The organism is Acinetobacter sp. RIT698 (assembly GCF_009668065.1).
GTDB lineage: Bacteria > Pseudomonadota > Gammaproteobacteria > Pseudomonadales > Moraxellaceae > Acinetobacter > Acinetobacter guillouiae.
The window spans coordinates 1-20,724 of record NZ_WJYH01000026.1 but is presented as its reverse complement, the minus strand read 5'-3'; the positions used below and the strand labels follow the sequence as shown (position 1 = coordinate 20,724).

Genomic DNA, 20,724 nt, shown 5'->3' with positions numbered 1-20,724 from the left:
TCATTTGGATAGGACTAGCTTTCAGCTTTTGATTTTAACATCTGATAAGTGAAATTCTTACCATTTAGCACATCCATATTCATGTCTTTATACTGTTGTAGAATCTCTGTTTGATCAAATTCACAAGATTTTTGCGTTTGCGTCCCTGTTTGATGAACAGTGCTATAACAAGAACCCACCTTATTTACAAAAGCATAGTAAGGTGAAAGGGGAATATGCGCAGCTTCTAATACTTTGGGTGCTAAGAAATGTGCCGCCACAAAAGGCCCTTTAAATTGCTTTTGATCAATCGGGAAATTTGCCCAAACTGCAAGTGGTGTTTCAAAGAAGCGAACATCTTTTTTCTCAGCTTTTTCTTGCGCTGATTTAAAGAAGCCATACTCATCGTAAACGCTTTGTAAGTTGGGTAAATGGTCACCAAAGAAAATCACAATTGTTGGGCGATCAAGCTGTTTGACATGCTCAATCAGGGTTTTAAATTTATCGTCAGCACGTTGCATACCCGTTAAATAAGTATTCAGCGCACGTTTACTGTTTTCACTCACACCATCTTTGGTGATTTTAAAATGATCTTTACCAAATCGATCATCACTGTACATTGGATGATTTTCAACACTGATCGCATAGATAAATTGAGGTTTATCCGTATTTTTAAGCTGATTTTCAATGCTGTTATAAATTAAATCATCAGTAGCCCAACCCGCAGCATTAATATATTTAGCACGGTCAGCCATGTTGATCATATTTTCAATTGAAGTAAAACGGTTAAAACCTAGATTTTGATAAACTGCGCTGCGGTTATAAAAGTATTTACCATTATTATGCATTGCTGTTGTTTCATAACCCAATGTATTTAAATACATCGGTAATGAATAAGTTGGACGTTTTAATTTTGAGACATAAGCCAGTTCATTATGATTTAAATAGGTATTTAGACTGGTTAATACTTCAAACTCAACGTTAGCAGTTCCTCCACCAAAGCTTGGAGACAATAAGCTAGAGACCTGATTTTTACTAATCGTTGGGGTGATGTTAGGTGGAATGCTTTTGTCTAATTTTCTGGCATCCCAATGCGACTCGCTCATCACAAAAACGATATTTGGCAATTGTTTTTGTTGTGACGGATCATCTGATGCTAGATTCGATGTAGGTTCTTCATCATGTTCAACCGCCATCGGTTGATAAAAAGCGGCAACTTTTTCTTCAGGGATGACTTGTGTTTGGAAAATTTTATTATTTAAGCCATCAACCGTTTTGGAAAAAAAGAAGGTCGAAAAACCTAAATATTTAATGGTTAAATGATCACCGATCCAATCACCACGGGTATTGGGTAGATATTTTGCATATTGGCAAATTGAATTTTTTGCTGCATTGGCACAAGCTTCACTAAAATTATTTTTAAAATTCGCAGTGATAAAGAAACCAAGGATGGCAAAAGATAAAATGCTGTTTGTCAGGAGAAGAGGCTTCGTCCCTAATTTCTCTTTTTTATAGAGAAATACAAATAGTCCAATAAACACCGCAATTGCTGCAAAGACTGCAATTTTGAGCATGATTGGAGAGGCGACAAAGGTTTCTTTAAATAATAAAAAATCACTAGGAACCAAACTTGCAGAAAGATATTGCTCTTTCTTGATATTGATAAAGCTCAGTAAAAAAATAATAAATTGACTGAGTAAAATGGTCGCAAAGGTTTTTCTTAAAATTAAATAAAATAAACTAATAAAGGCGTAGTTTAAGAGAATTGAAAAGCCATATTTATACAGACGTGGTTTTAGATAGATGTCACGTAATTGAAAGAAACGCGTGATATCTTCTTGGTATAAGAAAAAAGCAAATACAGATAAAAAAGCGACAAGTAAAAACAAAACTTGTTGTTTCAAAGTCTTCATTGGCCTAATTACAGGAATGTATTGGAAGCCAAAGATTATAGGCTTATTCAGACGGCTTTTCTATGTAAAAGCTGCTTGTTTTGTAAGCAAAATTAAAACATATCAATAAAAAATAGCAAACTAAAGCATCAAAGCTGCCCAAAGAATGTAGATATCCTTTGGGCAATTTTTTTACTGGCTTACACGTTGTATCGCTTCATCATAAGTCGCGCTTGGTTTGTATTGATTGGCCAATTGGTAATGTTGCTTAGCTTGGGCATAATCTTGATTATTTTCATAGATTTTACCCATATTATAGTGAGAGTAAGCTTTGGTATTGTTATTGGTCGCCAAAGCAATGGCTTTTTGATTTGCCCACAAAGCTTCTGAGGAACGATTGAGCTTTTGATAAGCAACAGCAAGATTACTATAGGTCTGGCCAACATTTGGATTGTAGTCGATAGACTGTTGATAGAGCATTGCAGCTTGTTCAATCTGGTTGTTTTGATAGGCTTTATCCGCACTTAAATTAAGTGTCTTGGCTCGTTTTTGCGCATCTGCTGAGACAGGAACGATATTTACCCGAGTTGTTTGATTTTGATAATTTGATACTGTTGAACCCACTTGGCTTGCGTTAACCGTGGTTCCTGAAATACGATTGATATCTTGAATTTCACCTTCAGGACTAATGCGGAATACAGTCCATAAATTACCCGCTTGACCAGTTGGAATATAATAAGAACGAATCAGTGATTCACCTGCATACACCATGACTTTGGCTTGACTATTGGATAAATTGGTCGTAGTTGGTTGAGTCCGATCAGAAAAGTCATGTACTGAATACACATAATATTGACCTTCTAAACGTTTATCAATCGTGACGGTTTCAGGGCCATAAGAGTCAGTGTCATCCACATCCAGATTTGCAGCCAAACCTTGTTTACTGTCCCAATATACATGCTGATTTTTATAACTTAAGTGTGAATCGAGATCTAAAGGGTTTTGCCCCCAATTCAGTACAATTCGCATACTGTTGAGATCTTTGAGTACAGGACTTAAGGCGTAGGTCATGCCATCACATGGACATTTTGCAACCAGTGTTGAATAACCTGATTTTTTGATAATCAGTAAATTATCTGAACTGTCTATAGTATTACTATTGACTGAGGCTCGGCCGCTTGTATTGGTAGAACTTGAGGCAGAGCGCTCACCATTTTTTTGCAAAATCACTTCCGCATTGGCAATATTTTGATCTTTGACTGTTGCACTTAACACATGCACATCGACTGTGTCTGCATGGCTCAGGATCGGAATAGAGAATGCGAATAGTGATGAATATAAAATATGTTTTTTCATTGTTTATCTCTTTTGTTGGTGCACGTAATTTGATTGTTATTTAGAAGATCTTTTGCATAAAATTAGCTGATTATTTATTGACTCATCGTTATATTTTGTAATAAAAAAAGCAGTATATAGATACTGCTTTATGGCTCATATGATTGAGTGATTAGGCATTAAAACGCATAGATAAATCAATGGCTTTAACATCTTTGGTCAATACACCCATCGAAATATAGTCAACACCCGTTTGTGCAACTTGACTTAAATTCTCAAGGGTTATATTTCCAGAAGCTTCTAATTTACAGCGTCCTGCTACATGTTTAACCGCATCAATCATTTGTTGTTGGCTAAAATTATCTAGCATGACGATATCTGCTTTGGCTTCAAGTGCTTGATTCAGTTCATCCCATGTTTCAACTTCGACTTCAACAGGCTTACCTGGTGCGATTTGATGCGCTTTCGCAATTGCTTGAGCAATACCACCTGCAGCCATGATGTGATTTTCTTTAATTAAAAACGCATCGAATAAACCTAGGCGATGGTTTTGCCCGCCACCTACAGCAACTGCGTATTTTTGTGCAATCCGTAAACCCGGCAAAGTTTTGCGTGTATCTAATAATTTGGTTGCTGTACCTTCTAGATATTTTACATATTCAGCCGTTTTGGTTGCGACTGCCGACAGGGTTTGCACAAAGTTTAATGCCGGACGCTCAACAGTCAGCAAGCTACGCGCAGAACCTGCCAATTTATAAATGGTTTCATTGGCTTTAACCCAGTCACCATCATTTTTAAGCCAAGTAATCTGTACGCTTGGATCATACGCTTTGATCAGTGCATCGACCCAAGGTTGTCCCGCCAAGACCATATCTTCACGCGAAATGATCGTGGCTGTCGCTTGCTCATCTTCTGGTGTGAGTAGGGCAGTAATATCAGCATCGCCAATATCTTCTTGGAGTGCTTGTTGAATATTAATTTGAATAGATTGTTCAAGCAAAGATTCAGGTATGCTCATGGATATCCCTATTTTAGTCACCCTTAAAAACTGAGCGATATATTAGCACTGTCATTGCAAGTTTGAAGAAGTTTTTATTTTATACAGATAAGAGTACACTAAAATATTGAAAATCAGCTTTATTGAAAATAGAAAAATTCTGTAGGAATAAGATATGCAATCTGCACCACAGTTTCAGGTCGTGAATGGTCAATTGATTGGCGCAAGACAAGTCCCATCACCCAACTATAATCAACGTCCTGAAAATACAGAGATTCAGCTGATTGTGATTCACAATATTAGTTTGCCACCTTCACAGTTCGGTGGAGGCTATATTGAACAGTTTTTTCAAAATCAACTGGATTGGTCAGTCCATCCTTATTTTCAAACCATCGAGGGTATGCAGGTTTCTGCACATTTATTGATTTTAAGAACTGGTGAAATTATCCAGTTTGTTAATTTTAATGATCGGGCTTGGCATGCCGGACGTTCAGCTTATCTGGGTAAGGTTGAGTGTAATGACTATTCAATTGGTATTGAGCTTGAAGGAAGTGATGATCGCGATTTTGAAGCGATCCAATATCAACAACTGGTTGATGTGGTTGCCGCTTTGCAACGCGCTTATCCAAAAACCAATTATCATTTAACAGGACATTCTGATATTGCATCAGGACGAAAAACTGATCCTGGACCACATTTTCAATGGCAGCAGTTTAGAGAAAGTTTGAATCAGAAAAAATTAAGATAGAACAAGTGAAGTAAATAAGCGTCTGTTTATGATTTAACAACGCAATTTTAAGAATATTTAATTACAATAGCGACTTTATTTTAACTAGGTGAATACGATGGCGCTGTGGCGATCCACCTTTATTGTCAGTGCAATGACCATGTTGTCACGAGTCTTGGGCTTAGTCAGAGATATGGTTTTGCTCAATGTGTTTGGGGCAGGTAAGGATTTTGACACCTTTGTGGTTGCTTTTCGTATTCCTAATTTTTTCAGGCGTTTATTTGCAGAAGGGGCTTTTTCGCAAGCCTTTATTCCAGTACTCACCGAATATAAAACTACAAAACTACATGCAGAAGTACAGATTCTCATTAGTCGTGTGTTTGGCTGTTTGTTAATGGTGATGTCACTGTTAACTTTGATCAGTATGATCATTGCGCCTGTGATCTTATATGTCTATGCACCCGGTTTTCATAATGATCCCGCAAAATTTGATCTGGCTGTAGATATGTTTCGTTTAACGATTCCATATCTGATGTTTATGTCATTGACTGCATTTGCCAGCAGTATTTTGAATAGTTATGGATCTTTTGCCTCTCCAGCGTTTTCACCTGTATTACTCAACGTGGCAATGATTGCTGGTGCTTGGTGGTTAGCCCCGCATATGGCTCAACCGATCATGGCTTTAGGATGGGCTGTGGTTGCAGCAGGGGTTTTACAACTTGCGATTCAAATACCTGAATTATGGAATAAAAAATTACTGATTCCACCTAAAGTTGATTTTAAACATGAGGGTGTAGATCGAATTTTAAAACTGATGTTGCCCGCTTTATTTGGTGTATCAGTCACTCAGATTAACTTATTACTAAATACAATTTGGGCGTCATTCATGCAAGATGGTTCGGTGTCATGGTTATATAGTGCCGAACGGATGACCGAGTTACCACTTGGATTGATTGGTGTTGCGATTGGTACCGTGATTCTTCCGTCTCTTTCTGTGAGTAAAGCAGAACAAGATCAGGCCAAGTTTCGTAGAATGTTGGATTGGGCTGCACGCGTGATTGTCTTGGTGGGTGTGCCAGCCAGTATCGCTTTGTTCATGTTATCTACGCCGATCATTCAAGCGCTTTTCCAGCATGGTGCTTTTGATGCACGTGATACGCAAATGACCGCTATGGCACTGCAATGTATGAGTGGCGGTGTACTGGCATTTATGTTGATTAAAGTTTTTGCACCAGGTTTTTATGCCATTCAGGACACCAAAACACCTGTACGTGTCGGCTTAATGGCGGTTGCAGCCAATGCGATTTTAAACATTATCTTTATTGGTATTTTTAAATTGATTGATTGGCAAGCCGAGCATATGGCCTTAGCCATTGCTTCTTCAGGTTCAGCCTTGGTCAATGCAGGGATGTTATATTTTTATTTACATAAGAAAAATATTTTCCGTTTTGGTGCGCATTGGAAAAAATTATTCGTTCAATTTGCCATTGCCAATATCGTAATGATTGGCGCGCTATGGTTTGCTTTAAATTGGTATGATGGTACAGCTTCTCAATGGCTTCGAATTCTTGAAGTTGTCGGGTTATGTTTAGTAGGTATTGTGGCTTATGGCATTGCTCTACTTGCAGCAGGTTTTAGACCAAGACATTTAAAGCACTAAATTAAGGCCAATCAACAGAATATAAATGAGATAGCTTTTACTTTGAGCATCATTCAATCATATATGCTGTATCTAGTGCATGGTGACAAGGATGTCATCATAGCGTGTGGGATAGAATTTAAATTCTAAATATAAAATACAGTACTGTAAGCTTTATAGATGTATGAATTTACTTCTATGAAATGCGATAAGATTTCTTATTAGAGTATAAAAAACATCGCAATTGAGCGATGCTTTTTATTTTTAAAACTATTTCGCATTGAAACTAAGGTAAAACTTTTAGAAGTTCTACATCAAAAATTAATGTGCTGTTTGGGCCAATCGCATCACCCGCACCAATCTCACCATAGGCAAGTTTCGCTGGAATAAAGAAACGATATTTCGCGCCCTCTTTCATCAGTTGCAAACCTTCAGTCCAACCTTGAATCACTTGGCTAACTTGAAATTCTACCGCTTCATTCCGTGCAAAAGAACTGTCAAATACAGTACCATCCAATAAACGACCTTCATAGTTTACAGAAACTTTAGATTTTGCAGAGGGTGATTTTCCAGTACCTTGTTGTAAAACACTATACTGCAAACCACTTGGGCGAGTAATTACACCTGTTTTTTTCGCATTTTCTACAAGAAAAGCTTCACCGTGTTTGGCATTTACATCTGCAGCTTGTTTAAACTCTAGCATTTGTTTTGCTTCAGTTTGCTGTTTATATTGTGCAAGTGCTTTTGCCATTTCTTCATCAGTTAAGCTTGCTTTCTGACCTGTAGAGCCTTCTTTGATCCCTTGAATAAAGGCATTTAAATTAATTTGTTTTAAGGTATCGGCATTGGTACGTCCCATCACATAACCATAGCTATAACCCAGTTGATCTTGTTGGGAGCTTTTATTGTTAATCGGTGCTGAGAAAGCTGCACTACTCAGCATACTAAGACTAAGCACAATAAGTGTTTTTTTCATAATTAAAATCCAAAAAAGGAGAGTAAATCTCTCCTTCTCTTAAATGTTATTTAACTTTAACAAGTTCAACATCAAAAATTAAAGTGCTGTTTGGAGGAATCGTGCCAGGAACACCTTGTTCACCATAAGCCAATTTTGCAGGGATATATAAGGTTGCTTTACCGCCTTCCTTCATGAGTTGTAAACCTTCAGTCCAACCTGGAATTACTTGGTTTAAAGGGAACTCAACGGGTTGACCACGATCATATGAGCTATCGAATACTTTACCATCTAACAACTGACCTTTGTAATGTACAGTGACCATAGAGGTAGCAGCAGGTTGTTTGCCCGTACCTTCTTTAGTGATTTTATATTGCAATCCTGAAGCCGTTGTTTTAACACCTTCTTTTTTCGCATTTGCAGCTAAGAATGAGTCATTTGATGAAGCTGTTTCTTGGGTTTGTTGTAATTGCTTTTGTTGCATTTCTTTTTGGAAGTCAACATACGCAGCTTGTAATTCTTCATCTGTATAGGCACGTTGTTTTTTAGCGTGGCCGTCGCGAATACCGCTGATAAATGTATTCACATCGACTTCAGGTGGAGTTTGGCTCGCAACTTCATAACCAAGTGCATAACTAATTTTTTCTACAGGTTTAGCATTTTTTGACATTGAATGACTGTTTACATCAGCAGGATGTTGAGATGCATAATAAACAGGTACAAGTGCAGCACCACCTAAGATTACAGCAATTGCGATGGGTAAGGCTTTACTCATAAAAATTTCCAAATTTTAATCTTTTAAGAGGCTAATTTGATCATTAGCATAATCTGCTCAAGCATATAACTTCTTCATCGTAAACGATATAGTTATCTGATGATGACAACTAAAAATATACAGTTATATTGATCAAAAAATTGGCACAAAAAAAGCCAGATTGAATCTGGCTTTTTCTTCATTATTTGATATTAATCATTTTTGGATGAGCCGTAAGCATAAGCATAATTATAGCCATAATTACCGCCTACAGTTGCTTGAACATCATTTAGAATAATACCATTTACTTTTGTTCCCGCTTGTTCAAAGCGATTGATGGCTAATTCTAGTTCTTTCATTTGTGTTTTTGCATAACGTGCAACAACAAGGTTTATACCCGCAAATTGAGAAATAATGATGCCATCTGTAACCGCTAAGATAGGTGGTGTATCAATAATGATGTGGTCATATTGTTGAGAAAGCTGTTCTAGTAACTCACGGAAACGATCTGAACTGAGCATTTCAGAAGAGTGGCTATGGTTTTTCCCACGTGGCAGAAAATCTAAGTGATTTACAGTGTCTGAATGAACAATACATTGTTCGAGGTTATTTTGACCTGTCAAATATTCAGTCAAACCAGGAGAGGTGTCATGACTAAAATATTTATGTAAATAGCCTCGGCGTATATCGGCATCAATCAATAAAACTTTCTTATTCCCTTGTGCAAAAATTGCGGCGAGGTTGGTCGAAATAAATGATTTACCAATTTCTGGAGCTGGTCCTGAAACCGCAATAATATTATTTTTAGCTGTGTTTAACGCAAAGTGAATCGTGGTACGAATACTACGTAAGCTTTCAATCGCGATATCCTCGCTATTTTTAGCAGCGAGAATAGGAATCGACTTCTTCTTTCTCAGCAATTGTACACGGCTTTCTTGAATCGGAGAGCGAGGCACAGTGGCATAGACCGGTAAATCAAGTTCATTTTCAATACGGCTAGAATCTTTAATCCCTGATGAAAGCATATGACGTAGTAATGCGATGAGAACACCAATAAATCCACCGACAAAAATTGAGAGAAGTAATACAATCAATTTTCTTGGTTTAATTGGGTTAACGGGTTCTACTGCTGTATCAATGATACGGACATTGCCAATTTCACCTGCTTTGACAATTTTTAATTGCTGGTAACTGTTTAGCAGGGCTGTGTAAAGCTCGGTATTGACTTTAACATCACGATAGAGTTGTAAATATAGACGTTGAGTTTCAGGTAAACGTTTAATCGCTTGGTTCAACTCGGTTGATTTTTTATCAATTGCAGCAAGCTGTGCATTGATTTCCGCCATCAATGGGTGATCAGATGTATATTTTGCAGAATATTCAGCTTGTTTTTGCTTTAACTCGATCCGCATTTTTTCTAATTCAATATTCTGTTTTAACATCAACTCTGATTCTTGAGTGACATCCACAGTATTATATTGTTCACGAAATTTATTAAACTTAATCTCGGATTCTTCAAGTTGCTGTTTAAGTTCTGGCAGTTGTTGATCGAGAAAGCTTAATGTTTGCTTAGACTCTAATGTTTTACGCTCAATATTTTGTTCATGATAAACGCTTAAAATATTATTAAGAACTTGAGTAATATGCTGTTGATCATTTCCACTATAATTGAGGCCAATGACCCCTGTCATTTTGCCTTTTTCAGCAACCGAATAATTTGTTTGTATAAGTTTAACGGCTGAAGGAAGGGAAAGTTTAATAATTGAAAAATCTTGCTGAAATGGATTTAGGCTATTAATTTGAATGGCCCACAGTCCTTTATTGTCTTGAGACTGGTTGAGCTGGTTGAGCGCACCTTTAAATACAACGCGATCTTTATAGGTTAAGCTGAATTGCTTTTTATCTATAAATTGTAATTTGAGTTTTTTATCATAATAGTACTCAGGGATATCTAATTTTAATATAGAAAAGTTAGATTGATTTTTTTGAAAATTGACTGCTTTAGCACTATAACTGAGTTGAGATTTTTCTCTAGACACTAATTTATGAAACAAACTATCGGCGTTGTCTTGAATTTGAATATTTAAATTTAAATTCTGAATCACTTTACCAAGCACCAGCCGCGAATTTAAAATTTCAATTTCAGCATCAGCTGGTGATTTTTGACCAAGCCCACCAGCAACATCTTTTAGTTCACCCATGAGAGCAGCTGAAGCCGCACTTTTACCATCTTCAACCTGAACCAATGCATCAGTAGAATAGACGGGTGATGTTACACGTAAATAGAGTAGAGCACAGGTTAAAGTTAAAATGACACAAAGCGCAATCACTTTCCATTGAGCAATTAAAGAGAAAAATAACTCTTTTAAGTCAATCGTATCATCATTAGTTTGTAAATTTTGGTTCATAGGTAAACAACTAATTAAAATTTATAAATGTGATTGCCAGTCATTGGCATAAAGTTGGATATTTTTACATGTTTCATCAAAAAAATCTTGATCATGTTGATATGGGTCAGGCACATTTTGACCTTGCCAGTGCCCCAAGCGAAATACTTTACCTTTGGCAAAGGGCCATTTTTGTTCAATATGTTGTGATTGGTTTTTACTCATGACAAGGATGAGATCCGCCTTTTTAATTAATTCTGCATTAATTTGTCGTGCAATATGAGTGCGCATATCAATGTTTAAAGCATCCATGCATGCAATGGCTTTATCATCTGCGGCATGACCGATCATCGCAGAAAGTCCCGCAGATTCTATACTTAAATTAGGATGGCTTTGCTTTAAAAAAAATTCGGCCATCGGGCTACGACAAATATTGCCAACACAAACCACCAATATATTTTGAATCTGCATCTTATTTACTCAATTGATCAAAGCTATATAAGGCGCTTGAGAAGGGAATAACTTGAGTCATAATACGTTGCCAGCGGGTTAAACCTGTTGCATCAATATAGACGATATCATTTTTTTGCATCGCAAATTGATTCGCTAATGCTAAATTCCCTAGGCTGCTCAAATTAAGGTGATAAATAGTAGACTGTTTAGTGCTAAGATCGGTACGCATCACATAAATACGTGCAGCACTTGCTGAATAAGGGTTAATACCTTCACTTTCACCAAGGACATCGCTTAAAGTCATACCTTGATCACGTAATGGGAGTGCTTGACTACGACTTGACTCACCCATCACATAGAGCTTTTGATCTTGTTTAGGATTTACATAGATTGTGTCATTGGGTTGGATCAATAATTGATGCAGAGACAATCCCTGTTTTTCTAACTGGACAGTATTCAGATCATAAGTTTGTCCATTTCGAATGAGTTGAATGTTGGTTGAATCACCTGTTTTGGTGTCAATCCCACCAGCTTGACCTAAAGCGGTATAAATACTGATTGGTTGGTCATTTAAAGTGTATTGTCCACTTTTCACAACTTGACCATTAACAAAATATCTTTTTCCTTCATAAGATATAACACGTACGATCACATCCGGTGTTTTTAAATATCGAGCGAATAGCTCACGCATCTGTTTATTGACTTCAGTTAAACTTTTTCCTGCAGCGCGGTATGAACCAACTAAAGGTGCTTGTATATAACCATTTTGATCAATCTGAAAACCATTTGCTAACACAGATGTATTATTGGTCATTTGAGTTACAGGAGGCGTTATTTCAGGGTATGCCCATAATTGTATTGATAGGATATCACCAGGACTTAACCGATAAGTTGTATTCTTGTGATTAAATAAAGACACAAGATCATTCTGACTGTTGTTTTGAGGCAATATTATATTTGAAATGTTATTTTGTGTTAGTTGTACAACATTGAGTTTTACTCCTTGATCAGTTTGATAAAGCCCTTCACTTGGAATATCGTATGTTTGTAGTCCAGATGTTATTGCACAGCCAGTAAATAAAAATGAAACAACAAGAAAAAGTGAGGTGCGGTGATACTTCACATTCAAAACCCTTAGTTATATATTACGTCATTAATTTAAACTCAATCGTAAGGACAGATTGTAAGCCATAATTTAGGTAATGCCTATGATTAATATGTATTAGTTCGTATATCTATTTTTTTCAATGTAAAGCTACTTAATAGTTTTTAGGTAATGACAATAAGTAAAATGTTGATAAAAATACACATAAGGGCACTATCTTAAACAAATATTAATCGCTTTTAATGTTAATTAAATCAATATCTTATAATTAAAAATCTTTAAAAGCTAAACGAAAATCAATTATTATAAAAAAGCCGTTCACGGTTAAATTTAAAATTTAATACAAATAATCCTATATTAGATTTTAGCTTGTCTCTATAATTGTGAAGGTTTTTATTTAAGTTGATGATCTTAAATTACTGTTTTTTAATGAAAATGTGTGTTTTATAATTTGTGTCAAACAGCTATAAGCTTGCTATTCGGTTTTTATAATTAGGATTGGTAAAATGTCAGTAAATCTTCAGTTGAGTTTAATTGGTCGAAAGCAGGAGCTCTTTACTAATGATATTCAGATATGGGATGAAAAATTAAAAGAAATCGTTTCATATTCTAAATTTTTAGTACTTGGTGGTGCTGGCTCAATTGGTCAAGCAGTAGTAAAAGAAATTTTTAAACGTAATCCTTTAAAGTTACATGTTGTGGATATTTCAGAAAATAACTTAACAGAAGTTGTACGAGATATCCGCAGTTCTTTTGGCTATATAGACGGGGATTTTCAAACTTTTGCTTTGGATATCGGATCAGATGAATATGATGCATTTATCCAAAATGACGGTGAATTTGACTACGTATTAAATCTTTCTGCACTTAAACATGTAAGAAGTGAAAAAGATCCTTTTACGCTTATGCGTATGATCCATGTCAATATCTTAAATACAGAAAAAACGATTCAACAATCAATTGACAAGGGTGTAAAAAAATATTTCTGTGTTTCAACAGATAAAGCTGCAAATCCTGTGAATATGATGGGCGGTTCAAAGCGTATTATGGAAATGTTCCTGATGCGACAAAGCCAATTTATTGATATTTCTACGGCTCGATTTGCAAATGTTGCTTTTTCTGACGGCTCTTTATTACATGGTTTTAATCAGCGAATACAAAAGCATCAACCTATAGCAGCACCAAATGACATTCGACGCTATTTTGTCACACCTAAAGAGTCAGGTGAATTATGCTTAATGTCATGTTTACTAGGTGAAAATAGAGATATTTTCTTTCCTAAGCTAAGCGAACATTTACATTTAATTACTTTCGCTGATATTGCTGTGAAGTATCTAAAAAATTTGGGTTATGAGCCATATCTATGTGAATCAGAAGATGAAGCTCGTGAATTAATTAAAATATTACCACAACAAAGTAAGTGGCCATGTTTATTTGCTGGAAGTAATACAACAGGTGAGAAAGATTTCGAAGAGTTTTTCACTGATAATGAAGTTTTAGATATGCAACGTTTTAATAACTTAGGTGTAATTAAAAATGTGCTGAATGTAGAACTAGATAAATTACAAGTGTTTGAACAGAAAATTAGTGCAATGCTTCAGGCGAGACAATGGAACAAAGAAGAGATTGTTGAGTTGTTTAATTATATGATGCCAAATTTTGGACACAAAGAAACAGGCCTGTATCTGGATGGGAAAATGTAATGGATATTGCTAATTTTAACCAATTTGTTCGAGATATTTATCGTACAGATAAGTTTATCCCCCTACATGAACCCCGTTTTTTAGGTAATGAAAAAAAATATGTAAATGAAACTATCGACAGTACATTTGTGTCTAGTGTAGGTGCTTTTGTTTCAGATTTTGAAGAAAAAATTCAAAAATTTACAGGTACGACAAAAGCAATTGCAATAGTAAATGGAACGGCAGCGTTGCATACTGCTCTTTTAATGGCTGGGGTTAAGCATGATGATATCGTGATTACTCAAGCACTTACATTTGTTGCAACGTGTAATGCTTTGTCATATATCGGCGCAGAGCCCTTGTTTTTGGATGTATCTTTGAAAACTTTAGGGCTTTCTCCGAAAGCAATGGATACATATTTACAAGAACATGCTTTCATAAATGATCAAGGTGTTTGTATACATAAAAGTTCAAATAAACGAATTTCTGCTGTTGTTCCTATGCATACTTTTGGACATCCTGTCGAGTTAGATGATTTAGTAAAAGTTGCTAAAAAATGGAATATCGTTTTGGTTGAAGATGCAGCAGAGAGTCTCGGTTCGTATTATAAAGGGCAACATACAGGAACATTTGGTTTAATATCTGCACTTAGTTTTAATGGTAATAAAATTATTACGACTGGAGGGGGCGGGATGGTGTTATGCCAAGATGAAGAACTTGGTGTAAAAACAAAATACATTACAACAACAGCGAAAAAACCACATCCGTATGAGTTTTATCATGATGAAAATGGTTTTAACTATCGCTTACCAAACTTAAATGCAGCATTGGGCACAGCTCAAATGGAAAGTTTGGAAAGTTTTTTATTGAAAAAAAGAGAGTTGGCTAAACGATATCAAGCATATTTCGAAAATACTGATGTGCAATTTGTTCAAGAGCCTGAATATGCAGAATCAAATTATTGGCTTAATGCGATTGTTTGTGCAGATAAAGAACAGCGTGATGATGTATTGAAAGCGAGTAATGATAGTCAGGTTATGACTCGTCCTATTTGGGCTTTGATGACAAAATTACCGATGTATAAAAATGCTTTACAAGATGAATTGAAAAACTCTAAATGGCTTGAAGAGCGTGTAGTCAATATACCAAGTTCTGTGCCTTTGGATGAATAAAATGAAAAAAATAGCCGTATTTACAGGAACTAGAGCTGAGTATGGATTGCTGTATTGGTTGATGAAGGATATCCAAGAGGACACTGATTTAGAGTTACAAATACTTGCTACAGCTATGCATTACTCTCCCGAACATGGTGAAACATGGAAGGCTATTGTCAAAGATGGTTTTAAAATCACTGAGTCTGTTGAAATGCTACTTTCCTCAGATACATCCAGTGCTGTTGTTAAATCTATGGGGGTTGGGCTGATTGGGTTTGCAGATGCATTAAAGCGTATGCAACCAGACTTGTTGATTGTGCTCGGTGATCGTTTTGAGGCACTTGCAGTGACTCAAGCAGCTTTGATTATGCAAATTCCAGTTGCTCACTTACATGGTGGTGAAATTACAGAGGGTGCGTATGATGAATCTATCCGTCATGCAATCACTAAGATGGCAACAATTCATTTTGCTGCCGCAGAACCATACCAAAAGCGTATTATTCAACTTGGTGAACATCCAGATAAAGTGTTTAATGTAGGTGCGGTAGGTTTAGATCATATACAGCGAACTCAATTTAGAAGTGTTAATGAATTGAGCGAAATATATGAGTTTGATTTTTCACAGCCTTATTTATTGATCACTTATCATCCCGAAACAAATCTAAAAGATGAAGATGTAAGCCCTTTATTCAAGGCTTTGAAAGCAAGGTCTGATATCAATTTTATATTTAGTTATCCCAATGCTGATAATGGAAATACAGAAATTGTAAAAGCGATGTTGGCATTAAAAGAAGAAATGCCAAACCGCGTTCTACTTGTTAAAAGCTTTGGTATTCAAAATTACTTGAGTGTTTTGAATTATTCTTTAGCGATGGTAGGGAATTCATCTAGTGGCTTATCCGAAGCCCCTGCTTTGCAAGTACCTACTGTTAATATTGGTAATCGTCAAAAAGGGCGTTTACGTTGTGACTCAATTTTAGATGTAGCTTTGAATGAACAAGAAATTCAGCGAGCACTGCAAAGCGCGATAGAATTTCCAAAAGATAAATTGAACCAAATTGTACCTCCTTTGGGTTTAGGAAATACATCAAAGAAAATTATTGATTTAATTAAGAACACAGATTTTAGGAAAAAGGCGCCATTTTATGATCTTTAATGAAAGTGAAGTTTATGTGATTGCAGAAATTGGAGTAAATCACAATGGGTCAGTAGAATTAGCAAAAGAGCTGATTTTAAAAGCTAAAGAGTGTGGTGCTAATGCTGTTAAATTCCAGACCTTTAAAGCTGAAGAGGTTTTATCAGATCAAGCTGATATGGCTGCATATCAAAAAACTAATACAGGTCAAGATTCTAGCCAATTAGAAATGGTTAAGAAATTAGAGTTAAGTTTTGATGATACAAAAATATTAAGAGATTTTTCTGAGAAAAATGGCATAACATTTATTTCAACACCTTTCGATAATGATAGTTTGAATTTTCTTGCTAAAGATTTAGACGTCCCCTTCTTAAAGGTATCATCTGCTGATATTTCAAATCTCCCTTTTTTATATAAAATGGCATTAACAGGTAAACCTGTCATACTTTCAACAGGTACAGCAAGCTTAGGTGATATTGAGAAAGCATTATCTGTTTTTACATATGTCAATGAATATGGAAATAAAGAGCTGCCAACAGTAGAAAAACTTAGGTTGTCATACTCTAAGCAAACAAATAGAAAAGCTTTAAAAGACAAAATTGTAATTTTACATTGTGTCACTCAATATCCAGCGACATTAGAAGCGAGTAATTTACTTTCAATTGCAACTATACATAATGCTTTTGGTTTAAATGTAGGTTATTCAGATCATACATTAAATGAATACACAGCAATAGCGGCTGTTGCTTTAGGTGCGACGGTTTTTGAAAAGCACATTACTTTAGATAAGAACATGGAAGGTCCTGATCATGCCGCTTCAATGGAGATTGAAGATTTTAAACAATATGTATCGGCACTACACAAGATAAAACTTGGATTGGGTGACGGTATTAAATTTATGCAAGAACAGGAAAAAGATAATTTCTCATTAGTTCGTAGATCACTTGTTGCAAGGAAAGAAATAAAAAAAGGTGAAGTGTTTTCAGAAACAAATGTTGTAGCAAAACGTGCTGGAAAAGTTCAATTATTACCAGAACAATTATGGGAATTGATGGGGAAAACTGCCACTAGAAATTATAAATTGAATGAGTTGATTGAGAACTAATATGAATAAATTAGCAATTTTTGGAACAAGTGGATTTTCAAAAGAAGTTTTGGATATTGCATTAGATCAAGACTACAAAGAAATCGTTTTTTTAACTCATGATGAAAATGTTACAGGTGACGTATTGGGTTTCCCAGTTCAGCATGAAAGTAATATTAGTAAATTGGCACAGAATGGTTTTGTATTCGTAATTGCTGCAGGAAGTGGTGAAATACGTGAAAAAATATATAAAAAATATCCAGATTTAACATACCCAAATTTAATTCATTCCAGTGTTACTTGGGGGTATCAGATGGCTGAAACTTTTGCTTGTGCTAAAGGGCTAATATTTGCTGCTGGTGTTAGAGTGACGACTGCATGTGAAGTAGGAAACTTTATTGTTCTTAACCTCAATACTACAATTGGTCATGATAGTAGGTTAGATGATTTTGTATCAGTGATGCCAGGAGTCAACATATCAGGTAATGTTCATTTGGGCTTTGGAAGTTATGTTGGTACAGGTGCAACTATTCTACAAGGAAAAGATGAAGATAATAAAATGATTATTGGATCGAAGTCGGTAGTTGGGGCTGGTTCTGTTGTAGTTAAACCCGTTGCTGAAAATATTGTGGTTGTAGGTGCTCCAGCTAAGGAGTTGAAACGTGCATAATCCAATTGCGAATATAGTTGTTAGTAAGAAAGATACGATTTTAAAAGCTTTAGAGCTATTAGATTTGTATGCTTTAAGGATTGTTTTAGTTGTAGATGAGAATAACCATTTATTAGGTAGTGTGACAGATGGTGATATTCGTCGCGGATTGCTTAAAGGTCAAGGGCTACATTCATCTATTGAATTGATAATGCATACGAGGCCTTATTCTATAGAAGAAGGTGTGCTTACAAATCGACAAATCTTTGAAATAATGCGTGAGAAAAGATATTTGGCATTACCAGTCATTAAGAATGGCGTATTGACTAATATCATCACTTTAGATGATCTCATTAGAACAAAAAGAAAAGAAAACCCAGTTTTTATCATGGCGGGCGGTTTTGGTACTCGTTTACGGCCTTTAACAGACAATTGTCCTAAGCCTATGTTACCCGTTGGCGGTAAACCCTTATTAGAAACAATAATCTCTAGTTTTAAAGAGCAAGGTTTTTATAAGTTTTTTATTTCAACACATTATTTGCCAGAAGTTATTCATGAGCATTTTTGCGATGGTGAAAAGTTTGGCGTACAAATAAAATATGTCCATGAAACAGACCCTTTAGGTACAGGGGGAGCTTTAAGTTTATTGCCTAAAAATGAAATTGATTTACCATTTATCGTAATCAATGGTGATGTCCTCACCAATATGAATTTTGAGAAGCTACTTGACTTTCATGGCAAAAATAATGCGATAGCGACAATGTGCGTAAGAGAGTTTCAATATCAAATTCCTTATGGCGTAGTCAATTCACAACAGAATATCATTCAAAGTATGACAGAAAAACCTAGTTACTTTTTTGATATAAATACAGGTATTTATGTTGTTTCTCCTGAGCTTTTAGTTCAAGTTAAGGCTGAATTCATTGGAATGCCTACGATTTTAGAGCAACAGATCGAGAAAAACAAAATTGTTTCAAGTTATCCTCTACATGAGTATTGGTTAGATATTGGGCATATTGAAGATTATAATCGCGCTCAACGTGATATTGTAAATTTGGACTTTGGTAAATATTAATGTTAGGACAGTATCATGTAACAGCTTTAATTCCTGCTCGTGGAGGAAGTAAGCGGTTACCTCGAAAAAATGTAAAGCTATTTTGTGGGAAACCGCTAATTGCATGGACGATAGAGGCCGCAAAGTCTTCCAAATATATTGATTCGGTAATTGTTTCTACTGATGACATAGAAATTAAGGATATTGCTGAAAAATATGGAGCCTCCGCACCATTTTTGCGCCCAGAATATTTATCTAATGATACAGCTTCAAGTTTTGAAGTGATTAAACATGCTATAGAAGTTTTGGAAATCGATGGTAATAAACATCTAATAGTCTTGTTGCAACCAACATCGCCACTGCGAACTGTGAATAATATTGATCAGGCATTAGAATTTTATTTACACAAAAAAGCCAGTGGAGTTGTTTCCGTATCAATCAGTGAACATAGTCCAATGTGGGCGAACACGTTGCCTGAAAATTTATCAATGAAAGGTTTTTTACGCCCTGAAGTACAAGGAAAGCGCAGTCAAGATTTACCAAATTATTATAGACTGAATGGGTCTATGTATATTTATAATGCGCAAGATTTATTGAAGAAATCCAAAATTTTCTTTGATAAGAATGTATTTGCTTTTGAAATACAACCCTATGAAGCTATTGATATTGATACAACAATGGATTTTTTAATTGCTGAAACGATTATGCAATATAGAATGAATATCTAGTTTCGGTTTGGTTAAAGTGTAAGGTTTTAAATTCTAATGGTAGTTATATGTCTTCTAAGTTGAATCAAATATTAAATTATTTTAAGCCTTACAAAATAAAGGAAGTTGAAAAAGAGTTTATTGAATTAAATAAGCGTAATTGGGAAGAAGAATACAGTGGAGATGGGTATTGCGTGGTCGAAGGGCATGTAACTTGCCCTGCTAGTATTATAGATAAAGCAAGGATAGCTAAAGCTATACAAGAAAAAACAGGTGCAAAGCCTATAGTTTTTCTTAGAGGTTTTTATACAAAAGGTAATGATGTATATGAAATTTATAGTTCTTTCAATATTAATAATTTTTATATGTGGTGGAAAGGATTTTTAAATCCTATAGTTTTTATTCCAGCATTTTTTTACACTTTGAAAACTATTTTATATACTAAAGATGGAGAAAATTTAGTTCAATTAAAACATAGGGGTGTTTTAATTGGTGACTTAATATATGATACATTAATTCGATTTAAGCCAAACACATATACTATATCAAAAATAAAATCCTCACATTATCGTTTAATATTTAGGGCATTTCTAACATTTTATAACAATAAAGCCATGCTTGATAAGTATAAACCAAAATATATGGTAACTAGTCATAATGTTTATGCGGAATTTGGTATGTTGCCACGTCAGCTAAAAGAAATGAATAATGGTATCGTATTTTTGAAAGATATTTATGCATATAAATGTTATAATAATAAAATTAGTATCAATGAGCACTTTCTAAAACCATCAATGGAATTGTTTGAAAAAAAATTAGCCTCAGAGGAGTATGTGAATTTGGCTAAACTATATTTTCAATCGAGAATGGATGGAACAGTAGATCAGATAGATGTAAAAAATGCTTTTCTAAATAAAAAGAAATATAGTATAGATGGTTTAAAGGAAATCTATAAAAACATTGATCTCCAAAAAAAGAATATAGTGGTGATGTCTCATGCATTTTCTGATGCGCCTCATGTTGGGGAGGGATTGTT

The 20,724-nt window shown here is 35.3% G+C and carries 17 protein-coding genes and 1 pseudogene; 10 read left to right on the top strand and 8 right to left on the bottom strand.

Annotated elements, in window-relative coordinates; all coding sequences use genetic code 11:
- Positions 1-14: 14 nt before the first annotated feature.
- From GJV03_RS12595 to nadC, 3 genes are all read right to left on the bottom strand, one after another.
- Complete coding sequence (locus GJV03_RS12595; RefSeq protein ID WP_154130218.1) at positions 15-1,892, bottom strand: alkaline phosphatase family protein; 1,878 nt, start codon at positions 1,890-1,892, stop codon at positions 15-17.
- 171 nt (positions 1,893-2,063) lie between these two features.
- Positions 2,064-3,227, bottom strand: a complete 1,164-nt coding sequence (locus GJV03_RS12590) for a tetratricopeptide repeat protein (RefSeq protein WP_154130217.1) — start codon at positions 3,225-3,227, stop codon at positions 2,064-2,066.
- 151 nt (positions 3,228-3,378) lie between these two features.
- On the bottom strand, positions 3,379-4,224 hold the full coding sequence (gene nadC, locus GJV03_RS12585) for a carboxylating nicotinate-nucleotide diphosphorylase (RefSeq protein WP_096735418.1): 846 nt from the start codon (positions 4,222-4,224) through the stop codon (positions 3,379-3,381).
- Between the two features lie 154 nt (positions 4,225-4,378).
- On the opposite strand from nadC, the gene ampD reads away from it, so the two are divergent.
- Both ampD and murJ read left to right on the top strand, forming a co-directional pair.
- Positions 4,379-4,951, top strand: a complete 573-nt coding sequence (ampD, locus tag GJV03_RS12580; protein WP_154130216.1) for a 1,6-anhydro-N-acetylmuramyl-L-alanine amidase AmpD — start codon at positions 4,379-4,381, stop codon at positions 4,949-4,951.
- Positions 4,952-5,039: 88 nt separating this feature from the next.
- Positions 5,040-6,590 carry a murein biosynthesis integral membrane protein MurJ gene (gene murJ, locus GJV03_RS12575; RefSeq protein WP_171066920.1) on the top strand — a complete coding sequence of 517 codons (1,551 nt, stop codon included), beginning with the start codon at positions 5,040-5,042 and terminating at the stop codon, positions 6,588-6,590.
- A 265-nt stretch (positions 6,591-6,855) separates the two neighbouring features.
- Here the strand turns inward: murJ and GJV03_RS12570 are convergent, their stop codons facing one another.
- The 5 genes from GJV03_RS12570 to GJV03_RS12550 form a co-directional block, all read right to left on the bottom strand.
- A complete protein-coding gene (locus tag GJV03_RS12570) occupies positions 6,856-7,545 on the bottom strand; it encodes an FKBP-type peptidyl-prolyl cis-trans isomerase (RefSeq protein WP_154130215.1) in 690 nt (229 codons plus the stop codon).
- A gap of 46 nt (positions 7,546-7,591) precedes the next feature.
- Positions 7,592-8,299, bottom strand: a complete 708-nt coding sequence (locus GJV03_RS12565) for an FKBP-type peptidyl-prolyl cis-trans isomerase (RefSeq protein ID WP_151956697.1) — start codon at positions 8,297-8,299, stop codon at positions 7,592-7,594.
- A gap of 191 nt (positions 8,300-8,490) precedes the next feature.
- Complete coding sequence (locus GJV03_RS12560) at positions 8,491-10,686, bottom strand: polysaccharide biosynthesis tyrosine autokinase (protein WP_154130214.1); 2,196 nt, start codon at positions 10,684-10,686, stop codon at positions 8,491-8,493.
- A gap of 21 nt (positions 10,687-10,707) precedes the next feature.
- Positions 10,708-11,136, bottom strand: coding sequence for a low molecular weight protein-tyrosine-phosphatase (locus GJV03_RS12555; RefSeq protein WP_154130213.1), 429 nt, complete (start codon positions 11,134-11,136; stop codon positions 10,708-10,710).
- Position 11,137: 1 nt separating this feature from the next.
- Positions 11,138-12,241, bottom strand: coding sequence for a polysaccharide biosynthesis/export family protein (locus GJV03_RS12550; RefSeq protein WP_354666855.1), 1,104 nt, complete (start codon positions 12,239-12,241; stop codon positions 11,138-11,140).
- Between the two features lie 488 nt (positions 12,242-12,729).
- On the opposite strand from GJV03_RS12550, the gene GJV03_RS12545 reads away from it, so the two are divergent.
- The 8 genes and pseudogenes from GJV03_RS12545 to GJV03_RS12510 all read left to right on the top strand — a co-directional run.
- Entirely contained in the window at positions 12,730-13,926 is a 1,197-nt protein-coding gene (locus GJV03_RS12545) for a UDP-N-acetylglucosamine 4,6-dehydratase (protein ID WP_154130211.1), read from the top strand.
- Positions 13,926-15,077 (top strand): LegC family aminotransferase, encoded by a 1,152-nt coding sequence (locus tag GJV03_RS12540; RefSeq protein ID WP_154130210.1) that lies wholly within the window; start codon positions 13,926-13,928, stop codon positions 15,075-15,077. The genes GJV03_RS12545 and GJV03_RS12540 overlap by 1 nt, the downstream gene beginning before the upstream one ends.
- A 1-nt stretch (position 15,078) precedes the next feature.
- Positions 15,079-16,215 (top strand): UDP-N-acetylglucosamine 2-epimerase, encoded by a 1,137-nt coding sequence (gene neuC, locus GJV03_RS12535; RefSeq protein WP_154130209.1) that lies wholly within the window; start codon positions 15,079-15,081, stop codon positions 16,213-16,215.
- Positions 16,205-17,299: an N-acetylneuraminate synthase gene (gene neuB / locus GJV03_RS12530; protein WP_154130208.1), complete on the top strand. Its 1,095-nt coding sequence runs from the start codon at positions 16,205-16,207 to the stop codon at positions 17,297-17,299. Before neuC ends, neuB begins: the two co-directional genes overlap by 11 nt.
- Position 17,300: 1 nt before the next feature.
- Positions 17,301-17,948 (top strand): sugar O-acyltransferase, encoded by a 648-nt coding sequence (locus GJV03_RS12525; RefSeq protein WP_154130207.1) that lies wholly within the window; start codon positions 17,301-17,303, stop codon positions 17,946-17,948.
- A complete protein-coding gene (locus GJV03_RS12520) occupies positions 17,941-19,002 on the top strand; it encodes a nucleotidyltransferase family protein (protein ID WP_354666854.1) in 1,062 nt (353 codons plus the stop codon). The genes GJV03_RS12525 and GJV03_RS12520 overlap by 8 nt, the downstream gene beginning before the upstream one ends.
- A complete protein-coding gene (locus GJV03_RS12515) occupies positions 19,002-19,709 on the top strand; it encodes an acylneuraminate cytidylyltransferase family protein (protein WP_154130206.1) in 708 nt (235 codons plus the stop codon). The genes GJV03_RS12520 and GJV03_RS12515 overlap by 1 nt, the downstream gene beginning before the upstream one ends.
- A 47-nt stretch (positions 19,710-19,756) precedes the next feature.
- Positions 19,757-20,724 (top strand): annotated as a pseudogene (locus tag GJV03_RS12510) (hypothetical protein); the annotation flags it as partial.

Coding starts and splice junctions, on each gene's coding strand:
- GJV03_RS12595 (WP_154130218.1), bottom strand. CDS start 1,892: ATGAAGACTTTGAAACAACAAGTTTTGTTTTTACTTGTCGCTTTTTTA.
- GJV03_RS12590 (WP_154130217.1), bottom strand. CDS start 3,227: ATGAAAAAACATATTTTATATTCATCACTATTCGCATTCTCTATTCCG.
- nadC (WP_096735418.1), bottom strand. CDS start 4,224: ATGAGCATACCTGAATCTTTGCTTGAACAATCTATTCAAATTAATATT.
- ampD (WP_154130216.1), top strand. CDS start 4,379: ATGCAATCTGCACCACAGTTTCAGGTCGTGAATGGTCAATTGATTGGC.
- GJV03_RS12570 (WP_154130215.1), bottom strand. CDS start 7,545: ATGAAAAAAACACTTATTGTGCTTAGTCTTAGTATGCTGAGTAGTGCA.
- GJV03_RS12565 (WP_151956697.1), bottom strand. CDS start 8,299: ATGAGTAAAGCCTTACCCATCGCAATTGCTGTAATCTTAGGTGGTGCT.
- GJV03_RS12560 (WP_154130214.1), bottom strand. CDS start 10,686: ATGAACCAAAATTTACAAACTAATGATGATACGATTGACTTAAAAGAG.
- GJV03_RS12555 (WP_154130213.1), bottom strand. CDS start 11,136: ATGCAGATTCAAAATATATTGGTGGTTTGTGTTGGCAATATTTGTCGT.
- GJV03_RS12545 (WP_154130211.1), top strand. CDS start 12,730: ATGTCAGTAAATCTTCAGTTGAGTTTAATTGGTCGAAAGCAGGAGCTC.
- GJV03_RS12540 (WP_154130210.1), top strand. CDS start 13,926: ATGGATATTGCTAATTTTAACCAATTTGTTCGAGATATTTATCGTACA.
- neuC (WP_154130209.1), top strand. CDS start 15,079: ATGAAAAAAATAGCCGTATTTACAGGAACTAGAGCTGAGTATGGATTG.
- neuB (WP_154130208.1), top strand. CDS start 16,205: ATGATCTTTAATGAAAGTGAAGTTTATGTGATTGCAGAAATTGGAGTA.
- GJV03_RS12525 (WP_154130207.1), top strand. CDS start 17,301: ATGAATAAATTAGCAATTTTTGGAACAAGTGGATTTTCAAAAGAAGTT.
- GJV03_RS12515 (WP_154130206.1), top strand. CDS start 19,002: ATGTTAGGACAGTATCATGTAACAGCTTTAATTCCTGCTCGTGGAGGA.